The organism is Acinetobacter sp. FL (assembly GCF_040744925.1).
GTDB lineage: Bacteria > Pseudomonadota > Gammaproteobacteria > Pseudomonadales > Moraxellaceae > Acinetobacter > Acinetobacter radioresistens.
The window spans coordinates 1,516,636-1,534,702 of sequence record NZ_CP160437.1 but is presented as its reverse complement, the minus strand read 5'-3'; the positions used below and the strand labels follow the sequence as shown (position 1 = coordinate 1,534,702).

The 18,067-nt window shown below is 44.1% G+C and carries 17 protein-coding genes; 14 read left to right on the top strand and 3 right to left on the bottom strand.

The window, feature by feature from the left end; translation table 11 throughout:
* Positions 1–660 (top strand): ATP-binding cassette domain-containing protein, encoded by a 660-nt coding sequence (locus ABZP31_RS07165; RefSeq protein ID WP_248134651.1) that lies wholly within the window; start codon positions 1–3, stop codon positions 658–660.
* Here the strand turns inward: ABZP31_RS07165 and ABZP31_RS07160 are convergent.
* Positions 643–1,497: an MBL fold metallo-hydrolase gene (locus tag ABZP31_RS07160; protein ID WP_248134650.1), complete on the bottom strand. Its 855-nt coding sequence runs from the start codon at positions 1,495–1,497 to the stop codon at positions 643–645. The two genes, ABZP31_RS07165 and ABZP31_RS07160, sit on opposite strands and share 18 nt — an antisense overlap.
* Before the next feature lie 222 nt (positions 1,498–1,719).
* Complete coding sequence (gene paaZ, locus ABZP31_RS07155; protein WP_248134649.1) at positions 1,720–3,834, bottom strand: phenylacetic acid degradation bifunctional protein PaaZ; 2,115 nt, start codon at positions 3,832–3,834, stop codon at positions 1,720–1,722.
* Positions 3,835–4,095: 261 nt separating this feature from the next.
* Between paaZ and paaA the strand changes: the two genes are divergently transcribed.
* The 9 genes from paaA to ABZP31_RS07110 all read left to right on the top strand — a co-directional run bounded on the left by paaA (position 4,096) and on the right by ABZP31_RS07110 (position 11,636).
* Positions 4,096–5,040: a 1,2-phenylacetyl-CoA epoxidase subunit PaaA gene (paaA, locus tag ABZP31_RS07150; protein ID WP_248134648.1), complete on the top strand. Its 945-nt coding sequence runs from the start codon at positions 4,096–4,098 to the stop codon at positions 5,038–5,040.
* A gap of 42 nt (positions 5,041–5,082) precedes the next feature.
* Positions 5,083–5,373, top strand: coding sequence for a 1,2-phenylacetyl-CoA epoxidase subunit PaaB (gene paaB / locus ABZP31_RS07145; protein WP_005014243.1), 291 nt, complete (start codon positions 5,083–5,085; stop codon positions 5,371–5,373).
* 12 nt (positions 5,374–5,385) lie between these two features.
* Entirely contained in the window at positions 5,386–6,141 is a 756-nt protein-coding gene (gene paaC / locus ABZP31_RS07140; protein ID WP_005407311.1) for a 1,2-phenylacetyl-CoA epoxidase subunit PaaC, read from the top strand.
* 24 nt (positions 6,142–6,165) lie between these two features.
* Positions 6,166–6,666: a 1,2-phenylacetyl-CoA epoxidase subunit PaaD gene (paaD, locus tag ABZP31_RS07135; protein ID WP_262475673.1), complete on the top strand. Its 501-nt coding sequence runs from the start codon at positions 6,166–6,168 to the stop codon at positions 6,664–6,666.
* A 35-nt stretch (positions 6,667–6,701) separates the two neighbouring features.
* The gene (paaE, locus tag ABZP31_RS07130; protein WP_262475671.1) at positions 6,702–7,757 is read left to right on the top strand and encodes a 1,2-phenylacetyl-CoA epoxidase subunit PaaE; all 1,056 of its coding nucleotides are present in this window, start codon (positions 6,702–6,704) and stop codon (positions 7,755–7,757) included.
* Between the two features lie 45 nt (positions 7,758–7,802).
* A complete protein-coding gene (paaG, locus tag ABZP31_RS07125) occupies positions 7,803–8,594 on the top strand; it encodes a 2-(1,2-epoxy-1,2-dihydrophenyl)acetyl-CoA isomerase PaaG (RefSeq protein WP_262475670.1) in 792 nt (263 codons plus the stop codon).
* Between the two features lie 98 nt (positions 8,595–8,692).
* Positions 8,693–9,985 carry a phenylacetate--CoA ligase PaaK gene (gene paaK, locus ABZP31_RS07120; RefSeq protein WP_262475669.1) on the top strand — a complete coding sequence of 431 codons (1,293 nt, stop codon included), beginning with the start codon at positions 8,693–8,695 and terminating at the stop codon, positions 9,983–9,985.
* Between the two features lie 61 nt (positions 9,986–10,046).
* Entirely contained in the window at positions 10,047–10,985 is a 939-nt protein-coding gene (paaX, locus tag ABZP31_RS07115; RefSeq protein ID WP_262475690.1) for a phenylacetic acid degradation operon negative regulatory protein PaaX, read from the top strand.
* Positions 10,986–11,021: 36 nt separating this feature from the next.
* Complete coding sequence (locus tag ABZP31_RS07110) at positions 11,022–11,636, top strand: gamma carbonic anhydrase family protein (protein ID WP_262475667.1); 615 nt, start codon at positions 11,022–11,024, stop codon at positions 11,634–11,636.
* 21 nt (positions 11,637–11,657) lie between these two features.
* Here the strand turns inward: ABZP31_RS07110 and ABZP31_RS07105 are convergent, their stop codons facing one another.
* The gene (locus ABZP31_RS07105) at positions 11,658–12,539 is read right to left on the bottom strand and encodes a LysR family transcriptional regulator (RefSeq protein WP_139880713.1); all 882 of its coding nucleotides are present in this window, start codon (positions 12,537–12,539) and stop codon (positions 11,658–11,660) included.
* 164 nt (positions 12,540–12,703) lie between these two features.
* Here ABZP31_RS07105 and ABZP31_RS07100 point away from each other — a divergent pair, with 164 nt between their 5' ends.
* The 4 genes from ABZP31_RS07100 (at position 12,704) to ABZP31_RS07085 (ending at position 18,041) form a co-directional block, all read left to right on the top strand.
* Positions 12,704–14,221, top strand: coding sequence for a CoA-acylating methylmalonate-semialdehyde dehydrogenase (locus ABZP31_RS07100; protein ID WP_262475666.1), 1,518 nt, complete (start codon positions 12,704–12,706; stop codon positions 14,219–14,221).
* A gap of 15 nt (positions 14,222–14,236) precedes the next feature.
* Positions 14,237–15,127: a 3-hydroxyisobutyrate dehydrogenase gene (gene mmsB / locus ABZP31_RS07095; protein ID WP_046206230.1), complete on the top strand. Its 891-nt coding sequence runs from the start codon at positions 14,237–14,239 to the stop codon at positions 15,125–15,127.
* A 77-nt stretch (positions 15,128–15,204) separates the two neighbouring features.
* Positions 15,205–16,863, top strand: coding sequence for an AMP-binding protein (locus ABZP31_RS07090; RefSeq protein ID WP_262475663.1), 1,659 nt, complete (start codon positions 15,205–15,207; stop codon positions 16,861–16,863).
* Between the two features lie 50 nt (positions 16,864–16,913).
* A complete protein-coding gene (locus tag ABZP31_RS07085; protein ID WP_262475661.1) occupies positions 16,914–18,041 on the top strand; it encodes an acyl-CoA dehydrogenase family protein in 1,128 nt (375 codons plus the stop codon).
* Positions 18,042–18,067 lie beyond the last annotated feature (26 nt).

The following is an 18,067-nucleotide window of genomic DNA, read 5'->3' as shown; positions in this document are numbered from 1 at the left end:
ATGCTCAAATGCAAATTTCACTATCAACAACCAGGGTTCAGATTAGATGTAAACCTGACCATGCAACAGCAGGTATTGGGGATTGTGGGAGCATCAGGAAGCGGGAAAACAACATTCTTAAAAAACATTATAGGTTTATTATCTCCGGTAGAAGGCCAGATTGTCTTTAAAGAAACTACTTTGCTCGATACAGTAGAGAATGTGAATCTTCCTACTCATCAGAGACATATTGCCCTGATATTTCAACATGCCCTATTATTTCCCCATATGAATGTATTACAAAATCTGCATTACGCGAAAAAATTCTCAAAAACAGTCCATCAAAAATTTAGCCTTGAACATATAGTTGACTTACTTGAATTAAAAAAATTACTCCAGCGTAAATCTCACCAACTTTCGGGCGGTGAAGCACAGCGGGTATCAATAGGTAGGGCTCTGCTTTCATCTCCAGACTTGCTGCTTCTTGATGAACCACTCAGCGGCTTAGATCAGCAGCTAAAACAGCAGGTTTTACCCTTTCTTAAACAATTGCAAAGCCATATTGAACTCCCAATGATCTATGTTACTCATCATCCGGCAGAACTGGATTTTTTAGAGGCAGATACCATAATGCTACAGCAGTACAAACCGAACTGTTCCATGTTAAAAGAACGCAGGTAACTCTGCCGAACGGCCACTCAGGCGTTCAAAATCATGACTATCATGCGAGCAAAATATATCAATTTCATGTGCATGGTGCTTATAAAGCTGGCGTAAACGGGCCTGATTAGAGAGACGCGCTTTACGGTCTTTTTCCAGCATGGTCTGGTAAAAACGCAGGCCAGGGGTACAGCATGGGCTGACGGGATCTATTTCTTTATGATAAAAATAGGCATCAGCAGCATTAAGTAGCCATTTATCTCCAGCCTGAATGGCAATGCCGGCATGACCATGTGTATGACCTGAAAGAGGAACAAATAAAATCTCAGGTGGTAACCCATCCAGATCTCTTACTGAATTAAAACCATACCAGCCTTCTCCTGCATCAGGGTTATATACTTTCCATTTCTCGCGATAAGACCACTGCTGTGGACGAAAACGCTGCCGGTCCAGCCAGGTCTTCTGCGAAAGGGCATAATCCCGTTCTGTTTGCATCATATGAACAGTAGCATGGGGAAAATCATCCAGTCCGCCAGCGTGGTCAAAATCCAGATGCGATAAAATGATATGTCTTACATCACGCGAGTCATAGCCTAAACGTTCAATCTGCCGGATTGCTGTCATTTCTTCACGCCACTCTGGACTGACCAGAAAACGGAAAAACCAGCCGAGGCGGGTACGTGGAGAAGCAATGTCACGTAATCCAAAACCAGTATCAACCAGTACCAGACTATCAGCTGTTTCAATCAGCACACAGGTACAGGTTAAACGCCCCCGCAACTTGGCATAAGAAAAGCCATCCATCAAGGCACCACCTAAAGGACAGGTTGAAATACTGTTCAGGAAATGGATACGCATCAGATCATCTCTTTATCAGCTTATATATTTCACTTCTAACATGGTATAGAGTGAAGTACAGTATCCTAATTTTATGTTTTGTTATAAGTAAATGATTTAGGTAAACTATGATTATTTTCACTTGCTGTATCAAATATTTAGTTTTTTAGACTTGTTCTATAAATAACTATATTTCAGGATAAAAGTCCTTCAATAGCCTTTTATCCCGAACTTTATCTGCATTTATGCAGCGCGTTCGACCAATGTCAGAATGTCATAGGTTGCTACCAGTTCATTACGCTGGTTTTTAACCTTGATATCCCAGACAACCACACCATGTGGTTTCTGCTCTGGCTCACGTTGAGGTTTTGGCGTTTTTTGCTTACAGGTTAATTCAACCTGAATAGTATCACCTATTTTTACCGGCTCAACAAAACGCAGGTTATCCATACCATAATTGGCAATAACCGGTCCTGGTGCTGCCTCAACAAACAGGCCCGCTGCGGCAGATACAACAAAATACCCATGAGCCACGCGTTCACCAAACAATGAATCTGCCGCGGCAATCTTGTCCATATGGGCATAGAAGTGGTCACCACTCAAGCAGGCAAAATTTACGATATCCGCTTCGGTAACTGTCCGACGTGCCGTAAGGAGGCGTTCACCAATTTGCAGCTCGTCAAAGCTTTTCTTAAATGGATGTACACGATCTTCAAACACCCTTGAACCTGCTGTCCAGCTATGTCCAATCTGTGTCATGACGTCAGGTGAACCCTGAATGGCTGTACGCTGCATATAATGTTTTACTGCTCGCAGGCCTCCGAGCTCTTCTCCACCACCTGCACGGCCTGGCCCACCATGAACCAGATGCGGTAAGGGTGAGCCGTGACCGGTACTCTCTTTTGCATTTTCTGTATCCAGAATATGAATACGACCATGCCACGGCGCAATTTTTGCAATCAGACTTTCAATATTTTGCTCTGTATTGCGAACAATTGAAGCAACGAGACTACCTTCACCACGGGCAACCAGCTCAGTCAGCTCAGTTTGGTTTTGATAAGGCATCAAAGTTACAACTGGACCAAAAGCCTCAATCTCGTGCACATATCTTGCAGTGACCGGATTTGAACAGCACAGTAAGGTAGGGGGATAAAATGCACCTTTTTCAGGAGAGTTTGAGTGAAACTGAAAAGTTTGATCATTATGTCCACCAAAGACAATCTTCGCTTCCTGGCTCAGCAGTTCGACTTTTTCAGCGACATCATATTTTTGTTTGAGACTGGCAAGCGCACCCATCGTCACATTTTCATGTTCTGGATCACCGACTACAACTTTTTCCAGTCGAGCCAGCAGTTTTTGTTGCACTGTATCCAGCAGGAAAGCCGGCACGAAAGCCCGACGAATGGCAGTACATTTCTGCCCGGCTTTTGACGTCATCTCCCGATAAACCTCACGGACGAACAGTTCAATAGTTTCTTCGCCGGCTCCTTCGGTTAAAATGGCACTGTTTACTGAGTCTGCTTCCATGCTGAACGGAATCGAGTAGCGGTTAAGATGAGGGTGGGCGCGTAATTTCTGTCCGGTTGTTGCAGAGCCAGTGAAGGTTACGATATCTTGTGGACCTAACTGTTCCAGCAGATCATAAGTTTGACCACATATTAACTGTAAAGTGCCTTCAGGCAGAAAACCGCTGGCATAAATAGCCTGAACCACAGCATGTGTAAGTTCTGCGCCTTCTGTCGCAGGTTTAACAATACAAGGGACACCGGCAAGCAGCGCTGGCGCAATTTTCTCTAGCATCCCCCAAACCGGAAAATTAAAGGCATTAATATGTACGGCAACACCAGCCTTAGGGGTAAGTAGATGCTTTGCCCCGAAGGTGCCCTGTTTGGAAAGTGGAATCCAGTTATCTTCAATCAATACTGTTTCATCACTGAGTTCACGGCGTACCAGACTGGAGTAGGCAAACAGTGTACCTATACCACCTTCAATATCGACCCAAGCATCCTTACGGGTACAGCCGGTTACTTTCGCCAGTTCATAATAGGCCTCCTTACGTTCTAGCAAATATTGTGCTACCTGCTTGAGCGCATGTGCGCGCTGATGAAAACTCCATGTCGCAATAAGTGAACCTTGAGTTTTGGCATAGTTAACCACTGCCTGCATATCAATACCATAACTGCTGACCTGATAAACAGCTTTACCAGTAATGGCGTGATAGACAGTACGTAAATCCTGCGGGGCAATATATTCCTGTCCACAGACAAGCGAGCTTAAGATTTTTACAGGACTTCTTGGATTGCCTGCTTGGGTATGATCATTTTCCGTATAAGGTGTACCTGTTTCCAGTTCGAGCATTACAAACTCCCTTTTATGATACTTATTTAAATAAATTTTAATTATCCTGTTATATAATTTGATTTCTAAAAATGAAATTGTCAATTAAAACTGAGTCAAAAGATAAGTAACAAAAACCAGTTAAATTAAGAATTATATAAAAATCAATTCATTAAAAGTTATAAATAAATTATTTTAAATGATACCTAAAAATTTATATTGATTTAAATTTAGTATCGCTTTAATTTTAAATTATAGCCACTTGGGACAAGTGAGGAAATAATGAAAAATCATGCTGAAGATTTTGAACAAGCCATACAACAAGATATTACCATTGAGCCAAAGAACTGGATGCCAGAAGCGTACCGAAAAACGCTCATTCGCCAGATTGGACAGCATGGCCATTCGGAAATTATAGGTATGCTGCCGGAAGGGAACTGGATTACCCGAGCACCCACCCTGAAACGTAAAGCAGTACTGCTGGCAAAAGTTCAGGACGAAGCAGGTCATGGATTGTATTTATATAGCGCAGCCGAAACACTCGGTGCTGACCGGGACGATATGATGGACAAGCTTATTGCGGGACGCATGAAGTATTCATCTATTTTTAACTATCCAACTTTAAGCTGGGCAGATGTCGCCGCAATTGGCTGGCTGGTCGATGGCGCCGCGATCGTTAATCAGGTAGCCTTGTGCCGTACATCTTACGGGCCATATGCGCGGGCAATGGTACGAATTTGCAAGGAAGAAAGTTTCCATCAGCGGCAGGGATTTGAAGCCATGATGCAGCTTGCAAATGGTACACCTGAACAGAAACAGATGGCACAGGATGCGGTCAACCGTTACTGGTGGCCAGCACTGATGATGTTTGGCCCAAATGATGATAATTCCCCTAACAGTGCACAGAGTATGGCCTGGAAAATTAAACGCTTCAGTAACGACGAGCTGCGCCAGAAATTTGTCGATAACACTGTACCGCAAGTACTACAACTTGGCCTGACTGTACCTGATGAGAAACTGCATTTTAATGAAGAAACTGGCCACTACGAATTTGGCGAGATTAACTGGGATGAATTTTTTGCTGTGATTGCCGGGAAAGGCCCATGTAACCAGGAACGCATTGATGCCCGCCGTAAAGCATGGGAAGGCGGAAAATGGGTCCGTGAATCTGCTGCTGTATATGCCCAAAAACAGCAGGCACAGCAACAATCTAAAAAGGTTGCCTGAAATCTGGTTTTAGCTACTCAATAAAAACAGGAACAAAACGACATGGAACATAAAAATAACTGGTCATTATATGAAGTCTTCATACGAAGCAAGCAGGGTTTAAGCCACCGCCATGTAGGTAGCCTGCGTGCACCTGATGCTGAAATTGCCTTGCAAAATGCCCGTGATGTTTATACCCGCCGTAATGAAGGCATCAGCATTTGGGTGGTGAAGTCAGAGCTGATTACTTCTTCGCAGCCAGATGAGAAACCGGAATTTTTTGATCCCTCTCTGGACAAGGTGTACCGCCATCCAACTTTTTACCATATACCAGATGGCATCGAGCATATGTAAGGAAGGTATTGTATGAATCATCCACTTTTAGCACAGTTTCTTTTACATATTGGCGATAGCCAGCTGATTTTATCGCACCGGCTCTCTGAATGGTGTGGTCATGCACCTGAACTGGAAATTGATATTGCCCTAGCCAATATTGGCCTGGACCTGTTGGGCCAGGCACGGACTGCCTTAAGTCTGGCTGGTGAACTCGAAGGGCTAGGCCGTGATGAAGACAAACTGGCTTATTTTCGTACTGAACGTGAATACCGTAACCTGCTGCTGTGTGAACAGCCAAATGGTGATTTTGCCCAGACGATTGTCCGCCAGTGGCTGATGGATCATTATCATGTACTCCTTTTTACGGCTCTAGCGAAAAGTTCTCAAGCCGAGCTGGCAGCTTTCGCAGCAAAATCATTAAAAGAAGTGAAGTATCACCTGCGGTTTTCTACTGCCTGGATGGAACGCTTGAGTCTGGGAACAGATGAGGCACATGAAAAAACCCAGACAGGATTAAATCAGCTATGGCGCTTTAGCGATGAACTATTTGTTTTAAATGCTGATGAACAGATACTGGTTGAACAACAGGTTCTCATGGACCTTGAACCATTAAAAGCTGAATGGCTTGAACAGACGACTGCTGAAATTGAACGTTTTAAGCTGACTCTTCCGGAAACCGGTGCTTACCGTAGTGGTGGCAGACAGGGTCTACATACTGAACATCTGGGTTATGTACTGGCTGAAATGCAGTATTTGCAGCGTTCATATCCAAATATGAACTGGTAAGCAGGGAACACAGGAGTAACGGGTATGGAGCTAATCAAACACTGTCTGGATGAATGCTGGGAAACTCTGAAACAGGTGGCTGATCCTGAAATTCCGGTTCTTTCAGTCGTTGACCTGGGTATGGTCCGTGGAGTGGAACTAAATGAAGAAGATCAAATTATCGTTCGTTTAACTCCAACCTATAGCGGCTGTCCGGCTACAGATCTGCTTAAGGCAGAAATTACCCAGGCATTTACTGTTCAGGGTTTGGTTCCGGTACAGGTAGTAGTGGATCTGTCCGAAGTCTGGACTACTGACTGGATGAGTGAAAGCGGTAAACAGAAATTACAGCAATATGGTATTGCTCCGCCACAGGGTGAAGCACATAGCTGTGGTACCCATGTTGCTCTGTCCGATGGAATTGAGTGCCCACGCTGTCATAGCCAGCATACTAAACTGTTAAGTGAATTCAGTTCTACTGCCTGTAAAGCACTGTACCGATGCCAGCAATGCCTGGAACCTTTTGACTATTTTAAATGTATTTAAATAACCGAATGGTCAAGATAAAGAAGGATTTTTATATGAACCAATTTATTCCGCTAAAAATTAAATCAGTCAGCCCACAAACTGAACAGGCGATCTGTATTGCTTTTGAAATTGAACCTGAACAGCAACAGCAATTTCAATATCAGCCAGGTCAGCATCTGACTATCCGGCATATAAGTGAAACCGGTGAAATCCGTCGCTGCTATTCAATCTGTAGCGATACTCAGGAAGACATGAGTATCGCAATCAAAAAGATTGAACGGGGACAATTTTCAAACTGGGCCAATAATCGCTTAAAAGCTGGTGATGTGCTGGAGGTCATGCCACCCCAAGGTGTTTTTTTTCAGAAGGCTGCAAAAACTGGTGGCAAGAATTATCTGGCATTCGCAGCAGGTAGCGGTATTACACCTATTCTTTCTATTATTAAATCAGTCTTGTACCGGCAGAAAAATGCAAATTTTACTTTGATTTATGGTAACCGTTCATGGAAACAAACCATGTTTTCAGAACAGATTATGGACTTAAAAGATCGCTTTAAAGAACGCTTTCAGCTTATCAATATCTTTTCACGGGAAATGAACGATAGCCAGCTGCTTAATGGTCATATCGATACTGAAAAACTGCAACAGCTTTATAGTGCCGGTTTGATTAATCAGGACATTGACCACTGTTTTGCCTGTGGACCGCAGGCCATGATGGATGCCGTCGAGCAGACATTACCGCAGTTCGGTATTGAGCACAGTAAAATTCATACCGAGCGTTTTAATACCGGCACCACAAAAGTAACAACGAGAGAAATTGAAGGCCGTAATGAAGAAAAAGTTCAGATTATTCTGGATGGACGTGAGCTGGTGGTAGAGGTTTCCAGACAGGATGACAGCATTCTGGATGCTGCACTGCGCGCCGGAGCCGATTTACCCTATGCTTGCAAGGGTGGAGTCTGTGCAACCTGTAAATGCAAGATAATAGAAGGTAAGGTTGATATGGCTGTTAATTATAGTCTGGAAGAGGATGAAATCGCTCAAGGTTATGTCCTGAGCTGTCAGGCACGACCGGTAACAGCCAATGTACGCTTAAGTTTCGATGAATAATTAATCTATTTTAAAATAAAAATCAGGTTTAAAGGGAAATACTGAATGGACTACCAGACAATTCTTGTTGAAGAAAAAAATGCTGTGGGCTATTTAAAGTTTAATCGTCCAGAGCAGCTCAACAGCTTTAATGAAGTTATGCATAAGGAAGTTGCTCAGGTCCTCAACAAATGGGCTGTGCAGCCCGATATTCGTGCTGTAGTTATTTCAGCACAAGGTCGAGGTTTTTGTGCCGGGCAGGACCTAAATGACCGGGTAGTCGATCCTGATTCAGCAGTACCAGACCTGGGCCTTTCAATTGAAAAATACTATAACCCGCTCATTAAACTGATTACCGAGATGCCAAAACCGGTTATTTGTGCGGTTAATGGTGTTGCGGCTGGAGCAGGGGCCAATATTGCATTGGCTTGTGATCTGGTTCTGGCAGCGAAGTCAGCCTCATTTATCCAGGTTTTCTGCCGTTTGGGGCTAGTTCCAGACTCTGGAGGTACCTGGTTCTTGCCGCGCCTGGTTGGTCGGGCACAAGCCATGGGACTGGCATTACTGGGAGATAAGATACCTGCTGAGCAGGCATTACAGCTCGGTATGATCTGGCGGGTAGTTGAGGATGAGCAGTTACAGGTTGAAGCTGAAAAAATGGCTGAACATCTGGCCAGGCAACCAACTTATGGATTGGCATTAATTAAAAAAGCAATCCATGCTGCTGCGCATAATACTCTGGATGAGCAGTTGCTTCTTGAACGTGACTTACAGCGTCTGGCAGGCCGCTCAGAGGATTACCGTGAAGGTGTACAGGCTTTTATGCAAAAGCGTACACCTGAATACAAAGGCTGCTAGAACAGGCAGGGCTATACAATTCTTAAAGAATATGGATGAAAAGAGCATCGTCTTTTCAGAATCATACAGGCAGGATGACTGTACATGGAGTATAGAATATGAATAATAATACGATGGAATATATTGAAACGGTTTCAACCGATGAGCTGCGCAAGGTACAACTGGAACGCATAAAGAAAACTTTGGTGCATGCCTATCAGAATAGTCCGGTTTACCGGAAAAAGTTTGATGATGCAGGCGCGCATCCCGAGGACTTTCAACATCTGGAAGATCTGGCAAAATTTCCTTTTACCACAAAACAGGATCTGCGTGATAATTATCCGTTCGGCATGTTTGCCGTGCCTCAGGAAAAAATTGTAAGGGTACATGCATCCTCAGGTACAACCGGACAGCCAACGGTAGTAGGTTATACGCAAAATGATATTCATACCTGGGCTGATCTGGTTGCCCGCTCGCTAAGAGCTGCTGGCTTAAGTAATCAGGATATTATTCAGGTCTCGTATGGTTATGGGCTATTTACAGGAGGTCTGGGTGCACACTATGGAGTGGAACGTCTGGGAGCAACCGTTATTCCCATGTCGGGCGGACAGACAGAGCGTCAGGCACAACTGATTCATGACTTTAAACCAACTGCATTAATGGTTACGCCGTCTTACTGCCTCAATATTATCGAATGTCTGGAAAAGAAATTTAATACTGCAAAAAATACCTCAATTAAAACTGGAATTTTTGGTGCAGAGCCGTGGACTAATGAGATGCGCCGTGAAATTGAAGAGCGTCTGAATATTGATGCTCTAGATATCTATGGACTTTCTGAAGTTATGGGTCCCGGCGTAGCAATGGAATGTCTAGAAAGTAAAGATGGCCCTACCATTTGGGAGGACCATTTTTATCCGGAAATTATTGATCCTGAAACTGGTGAGGTATTGCCAGATGGTGAGCTGGGAGAACTGGTATTTACCACAATTACCAAAGAAGGTATGCCAGTCATCCGTTACCGTACCCGGGATTTGACGCGTCTATTACCCGGCACTGTACGACCAATGCGCCGTATGGACAAAATCGTCGGACGTAGCGATGATATGATGATTATCCGAGGAGTCAATGTTTTTCCTTCACAGATTGAAGAGCAGATTCTGCATATCCCGCAGCTCATTCCCAATTACCAGATTCATATCTGTAAACATGGACATTTAGACAGCCTGCACATACGTGCAGAAATGCGTAAAGAAATTAATGATATGATGGCACATCAACTATCCCAGCAGCTTATCAGTCAGATTAAAATAATGGTGGGTATTACGGTGAGTGTAGAGATAGTGACTGAAGGCACCCTCCCGCGTTCAGAAGGTAAGGCTCAACGGGTGTTTGACATACGGCAATCGGCATAAATCGGTCTAGGTGGTTTATCCTGTGATAAATCACTTCGTTTCAAAGGTGAATTTAAACGTGATGAACCCAAAACTCAAACAAGTCATCGATGATTTTATCAGTAATGAGCCTTTAAGCGGCACTTCGCTCATTATGACTGTATTTGGTGACTGTATTTTCCATCGTGGTGGAATCATCAGTCTCGCCAGCCTGATTCAGCTGATGGATGTATTCGGATTCAATGAACGTTCGGTACGTACAGCCGTGTTCCGGCTGGCACAAAACGGCTGGCTGATTTCTGAAAAAATAGGCAGAACCAGTTATTATCGCGTTACAGAAAGCAGTCGCCAGCGCTTTGTGAATGCTGACCAGAAAATTTATAATCTGAGCCATAAAGAATGGGACCAGAAATGGGACCTGGTGCTACTCAGTTCAGTTGAGCTTGAAAACAAGATTATTTTAAAAAAAGAACTGGAATGGCTCGGTTTCGCCAATATTGCGACCAATGTTATGGCATATCCGGGTTGTGATCATCTTAAACTGCAAAGTCTGCTACTTAACCTGAAAATGAGTGATCAGGTGGTTCTTTTCAAGGCGGAGGCTCTGGAACTCTGGCAAGAGTCTTATCCAACTGTAAAACGTATGGTCGAGACTAACTGGCCGGTGCAGGAATTACATCAGCGTTATGAAAAGTTTATTGGTGATTTTAGAGAAGTCCTGAATCTGATTGAAAGTATAGATGACCTGGACCCAATACAAGCCTTCCAGATCCGTATTTTACTGATTCATCAGTACCGCCGTATTTTACTTAAAGATCCAAATCTGCCTTTTGAATTACTGCCTTCTAGCTGGCTTTCACTGACTGCCCGCAATCTTAGCAGTAATGTATATCAAATGGTTTTTCATCCGGCAGAAGATTTTTTTCTGGAGCTGGCCAGAACTGCAGAAGGCTCTATGCTACCAGCACATCCACAGTTTTACAAACGTTTTGGCGGTTTAAAACAGGAAGTTACCATATAGCTTTAGGTAAATAGAATAAATTAAAAGGAAGTAAAAATGCCATGTTATGAGATTGATGGAGTTATTCCGGTAGTAAGCCCCGGAGCCTATATTCACCCAACAGCCGTATTGATTGGTGATGTTATCATTGAAGAGGGAGTATATATTGGTCCATTTGCCAGTCTGCGGGCAGATTTTGGCCGTATACATGTTCGGAAAAATGCGAATATTCAGGACTCATGTACTGTGCATGGCTTCCCGGCCAGTATCACTTTAATTGAAGAGTATGGACATATCGGTCATGGCGCCATTTTACATGGCTGTAAAATTCGTAAAAATGTGCTGGTAGGTATGAATAGTGTCATACTGGATGACGCAGAAATTGGTGAAAATACTATTATTGGTGCTAATAGCACGGTCAAGGCAAAAGCAGTCATTCCTGAAAATGTGCTGGCTTTAGGTAGCCCGGCTAAGGTTATTAGAGTATTAGAAGCCCAAGAAATTGAATGGAAGCGGAAAGGAACTGAAGAGTATATACGTTTGGCTGAGCGTAGCCGGCTTACTTTAAAAGAAGTACAACCTCTGGCTCATGAATATTCTAAACGCAAGACCTATCATGACTTTGAGTCAGAACATGTCATTAAAGCCGCACTGGATAAAGCTCAGATCTAGTCAATACTTCACTTAAAAATTTTAATCCATAAGTAGATGCTGGTATTTATCAGCCTGTGTTCTTAAAAAATCCCATACCAGCTTAATGCGTGGCTCATGCTGTAAATCTACCAGTGTCAGCATCCAGAAAGTATGAATAAAACGGACTTCTTTGTGCAATACCTGTTCAAGTTCTGGTTGTTCATCTGCCAAGAATTTGGGCAGAATCGCCAGACCTGCTCCGGCACTAACAGCGATTTGCTGAGCTAAAATACTGCTACTCCTGAAGCTGGCACTCAGTTGTAGGGGCAAACGTTCCAGACAGTACAGTTCAGGACTATATATCAGGTCATCGATATAGTTGACAAAGCGATGCTGTTTTAAATCTTCAAGCTGGTGGATAGGTGAACTGGCCGCCAGATACTCTTTGCTGCCATATATTTTTAAACAGTAATCACTAAGACGGGTAATGATATAAGGCCCGGATTTTGGACGGTCAATCGAAATGACAATATCGGCTTCGCGGTGAGAAAGCTTGATCATTTTAGGTACAGGGATTAAATCAATGGTAAGCAGAGGATACTGTTTGGATAATTCTGCCAGTAATTTTGCTAAAAATGCAGTACCAAAGCCTTCTGGTGTGCCAATTCGCACACGACCTTGTAAAGGCTGATGAGGCTTTTCTATCTGCAAAAATGCCTGTTCCATCTGTTCCACTCGCGGAACCAGAGCCAGCCCTTCAAGCGTCAATTCATAACCCGTGGCTTCCCGTTTAAATAACGGCGTTCCTAATGCCAGCTCCAGTGCCTGAATCCGTCTAGATACCGTACTATGTTCTACTCCAATAATACGTGCTGTATTGGTCAGGGTTTTGGCTCGTGCCAATACCAGAAAAAACTGTAGATGATCCCAATCCACTTTCATTTTTATTTTATCCCTTGTGCATATTTGCACAGTAATCGTGCGCGAATTTGTATTGGTAGTCAAAACCTTCTTTGTTAGTCTCAAGTGAAACCAAAAAGATGAAAATACGGCTTTAGGATATTTTCTGATTACAGCACAACAAGAATATCGCCCATGGAGAGGCTATGAACACAATGACAAATATTCAGACCACAACAGCCAAATTATTAATTAATGGGCAGTTTGTAGAATCCACTACTTCAGAATGGCAAGATATTGTTAATCCGGCCACACAAGAAGTTGTGGGTCGTGTGCCGATGGCGACGCCAGATGAAGTAGAAGCTGCAATTAATGCTGCACAAGACGCTTTTAAAAGCTGGCGTTTAACCCCGATCCAGGCACGTATGCGTATTATGCTCAAGCTGCAAGATTTAATCCGTGACAACATGAAAGAGATTGCCCATGTGCTGACTACTGAGCAGGGTAAAACCCTGGCAGATGCTGAGGGCGATATTCAGCGTGGTCTGGAAGTAGTCGAACATGCCTGTTCAATTGGCACATTACAAATGGGGGAATATGCCGAAGGGGTAGCACGCGGGGTAGATACTTATACCTTACAACAACCGCTAGGAGTCTGTGCCGGTATTACACCTTTTAACTTTCCAGCCATGATTCCCCTCTGGATGTTCCCGATGGCGATTGTATGTGGTAATACATTTGTTCTCAAGCCATCTGAGCAGGACCCGTTATCTACCATGATGCTGGTTGAGCTTGCGGTTCAGGCCGGTATTCCGGCAGGCATCTTAAATGTTGTGCATGGTGGCAAAGACGTGGTCGACCGCTTGTGTACACATCAATATATCAAGGCAGTTTCTTTCGTAGGGTCAACCGCTGTTGGAACTCATGTCTATAACCTTGCAGGTCAGCATGGTAAGCGTGTTCAGTCGATGATGGGTGCGAAAAATCATGTGGCTGTCATGCCCGATGCCAATAAAGAGCAAACTCTTAATGCTTTAGTAGGCGCCGCATTTGGAGCTGCCGGGCAACGTTGTATGGCACTGTCTGTAGCTGTTATGGTAGGTGAAAGTAAGAACTGGATTCATGATCTGGTAGAAAAAGCCAAAATGCTGAGTGTAAATGCCGGTCATGAGCCAAATACAGATATTGGACCAGTGATTTCAAAACGTGCTAAAGCCCGAGTGGTAGAGCTCATTAATAGCGGTGTAGAAGAGGGCGCCGAACTTTTACTAGATGGCCGTGATGTTGAGGTTAAAGGCTACGAAAATGGCAACTTTGTTGGCGCTACGATTTTCAACCATGTCAGCACAGACATGCGTATTTATAAAGAAGAAATCTTTGGGCCTGTGCTTTCGATTATCTGTGTGGATACTCTTGAAGAAGCAATCGAACTGATCAATGCCAATCCATTTGGTAATGGCGTTGGTTTGTTTACCCAAAGTGGTGCAACAGCACGTACTTTCCAGAACATGATTGATATTGGCCAGGTTGGTATCAATATTCCGATTCCAGTACCAGTACCGTTCTTCAGTTTTACAGGCTCACGTGGCTCAAAACTTGGAGATCTCGGGCCTTATGGGAAACAGGCTGTCCAGTTCTATACACAGACCAAGACCATTACCAGCCGCTGGTTTGAAGATACGCAGGAAGCAGGCGAAGTAAACACAACCATCAGCTTACGCTAATTCAGGAGTTCAAGGATGAATATTGCTTTTATTGGTCTGGGAAATATGGGCGGGAAAATGGCCCAAAATCTCCTCAAAGCAGGTTTAAATGTCTACGGTTTTGATTTAAGTGAAACTGCAGTTACCCACTTTACAGAGGCTGGAGGGATTGCCTGTGACAGCCCTCAGGTCGCGGCGCGAACGGCAGATGTCGTTATTACCATGTTACCTGCGGCAAAGCATGTAAAGGATGTATATCTGGGGGAAAATGGTGTCTTGGCAGTACTTAAGGCGGGTAGTTTATGTATCGACAGTAGCACCATTGACCCACAAACTATTAAAGATATTGCAGCAAGTGCAGCAGAAAGAGAGATTACTATCTGTGATGCACCAGTTTCTGGTGGAACCATAGGTGCACAGGCAGGAACATTGACCTTTATGGTCGGCACAGATGAGGCTACTTTTATACGGGTTAAAACGGTGTTAAGTCCGATGGGCAAAAACATGGTGCACTGTGGTGATGTAGGTGCAGGACAAATTGCTAAAATCTGTAATAACCTGATTTTAGGCATATCTATGGCCGCCGTCGCTGAAGGTATGGCACTTGGAGTCAAGCTAGGGATTGATCCACAGGCACTTGCTGGTGTTATTAACAGCTCAAGTGGCCGCTGCTGGAGCTCTGAGGTCTGCAACCCTTGGCCAGATATCTGTGAAAATGCGCCAGCTTCCAAAGGCTATAAGGATGGTTTTGCCACACAATTAATGCTGAAAGATCTTGGTCTTGCGGTTGAAGCAGCGGGGCAGGTCAAACAGCCCGTAGTATTGGGTGGACTGGTACAGCAGCTTTATCAACAGCTATGCATGCAGGGTAATGCCAACCTCGATTTTTCAAGTATTATTCAGCAGTATCTTCCAAAACAAGCATAATCATTTAGCCAGTGGATGGCATAAAATCAAAACACCCGTGTCATGAATAACAATAAAACCAGACTGAGGTAACAATCATGTTGGATTATCAGGATGCAGTAAAAGAATTTGATTTAAATACGGCGGTAAGAAACCTGTTAGCAGGGTCACCAGAACAACTTAATGCATGCCATGAATGTTGTGATCGCCATGCTGATGTAGATAGCGACCAGATTGCGTTGTATTGGCAGGGCAAGGATGGGAAAAAGGAACAGTATACGTTTGGCCAGTTAAAGCAATGGTCAAGTCAGTTTGCTAATTTTTTAAAATCTCAAGGGGTAAAGCCCGGTGACCGGGTATCCGGTTTATTACCCCGAACGCCTGAATTACTGGTAACCATTTTAGGCGCTTGGCGTATTGGCGCAGTATATCAGCCCCTGTTTACGGCTTTTGGACCTAAAGCTATAGAACATCGCTTACAGCTGGCGAAAAGCAAACTGGTCATTACCGATATTGGCAACCGCAGTAAGCTCGAAGAAGTCGAACAGTGTCCGAAAATTGTGACCGTGGCAGACCGGGAGGGCAATGTACCACAGGGTGATCTAAACTTCTGGAATATGGTTAATGCGCAATCTGACCAATGTGAAATGGTTATGCAAACCGTTCAGGACCCGTTCTTGCTCATGTTTACTTCCGGCACAACTGGTCCTGCAAAACCACTGGAAGTACCATTGAAAGCCTTAATCGCTTTTGGCAACTATATGAAGGATGCTATTGGACTGAAAGCTGAAGATGCCTTCTGGAATATTGCCGATCCGGGCTGGGCGTATGGTTTGTACTATGGAATAACCGGACCATTACTTTTAGGTCATGCCACCTTGTTTTATGAAGGGGGCTTCAGTATCGAAAGCTTATGCCAGATTGTAAATGATTATCAAATTACCAATTTGGCAGGCGCACCTACCGCTTACCGTATGATGATGGCTGCTGACCCTGCACAGATGGGCCAGCTTAAAGGAAAGTTCCGTGTGGTTAGCAGTGCAGGTGAACCCTTAAATCCAGAAGTATTTCGCTGGTTCAGACAGGTTCTGGATGCACCAATTTTTGACCATTATGGCCAGACCGAGGTAGGTATGGTGGTATGTAACCACCATGGACTAAATCATGAGATCCGTGCAGGTGCAGCCGGCTTCGCAAGCCCGGGTTACCGTATTGCTGTCGTAGATGAGCAGGGAAATGAACTTCCTGCAGGTACTCCAGGTATTTTGGCAGTAGACATTAATCAGTCTCCCATGATGTGGTTTGGCGGTTATAAAGAGAGCCGTAAATCTCCTTTCGTAAAGCATTATTACCTTACAGGTGACACTGCCGAACTCCATGAACATGGCAGTATGAGTTTTGTAGGCAGAAGTGATGATGTCATTACAACTTCGGGTTACCGTATTGGACCTTTCGATGTAGAAAGTGCACTTCTCGAGCATGATGCCGTAATTGAAGCAGCTGTGGTTGGAGTACCTGACCCGGAGCGCACTGAAATTGTAAAAGCTTTTGTCGTTCTGGCAGAAGGCAGAGCTCCCTCAGATGAGCTGTCAGAGCAGCTTGGACAATTTGTAAAAAAACGTCTATCTGCCCATGCCTACCCAAGACAGGTTGAATTCGTGACCGAACTCCCTAAAACGCCAAGCGGAAAGATACAGCGCTTTTTGCTACGTAATCAGGAAATCGCAAAACAGCAGGCAAACAGCAAGGCTGTCTGATGAGGCAATACCTCATTCATAAAGAGGATAACTTACTCAAGGATCATGAGATGCAATTTACGGAAGAACAGTTATTAATTCAGGATATGACAAGAAGTTTTGCGCAGGAACAAATCAAGCCCAAAGCAGCCGAGTGGGATAAACACAGTATTTTTCCTAAAGAAGTCTTATCGCAAATGGGCAAGCTGGGTCTTATGGGTATGCTTATTCCAGAGCAGTGGGGTGGTTCAGACACCGGGAATCTGGCCTATGTGTTGGCCCTTGAAGAAATTGCGGCTGCAGATGGTGCGACCTCGACCATTATGAGTGTCCATAATTCTGTTGGGTGTGTACCTATAGCTAAATTTGGCACAGCCGAGCAAAAACAGAAATATCTGATGCCATTGGCTCAAGGCGAGATGATTGGCGCATTTGCACTGACTGAACCTCATACCGGTTCAGATGCAGCTGCTATCAAAACCCGTGCGGTAAAAAATGGAGATGACTGGATTATTAATGGTGCCAAACAGTTCATTACTTCTGGAAATAATGCAGGAGTTATTATTGTGTTTGCCATAACTGATCCGGAAGCAGGTAAAAAAGGAATCAGTGCATTTATTGTGCCTCGTGAAACACAAGGCTATGAAGTCGTTCGTACCGAGGAAAAGCTTGGCTTACATGCTTCAGATACCTGCCAGATTGCCTTAACTGATGTACGTGTACCTAATACTTTAATGTTGGGACAACAAGGTGAAGGGCTGAAAATTGCACTTTCCAATCTGGAGGGTGGCCGTATTGGAATTGCCGCACAAGCTGTTGGACTGGCACGTGCTGCACTTGAAGAAGCGACCCGGTATGCTAAAGAACGCATTACCTTTGGCCAGCCTATTTTTGAACATCAGGCTATTGCATTTCGTTTAGCCAGTATGGCGACAGAAATTGAAGCAGCCCGTCAACTGGTTCATCATGCAGCCCGTCTTAAAGAAGCAGGTAAACCCTGTCTGAATGAAGCGTCTATGGCGAAATTATTTTCTTCGGAAATGGCAGAGCGGGTATGTTCGTCAGCTTTACAAATTTTTGGCGGCTATGGCTATTTAAAAGACTTTCCTATTGAGCGGATTTATCGTGATGCTCGTATTTGTCAGATCTATGAAGGTACAAGCGATATTCAGCGTCTGGTGATTGCGCGTAGCCTATAAGGTTCTAATAGTTTGGAAGGATTATA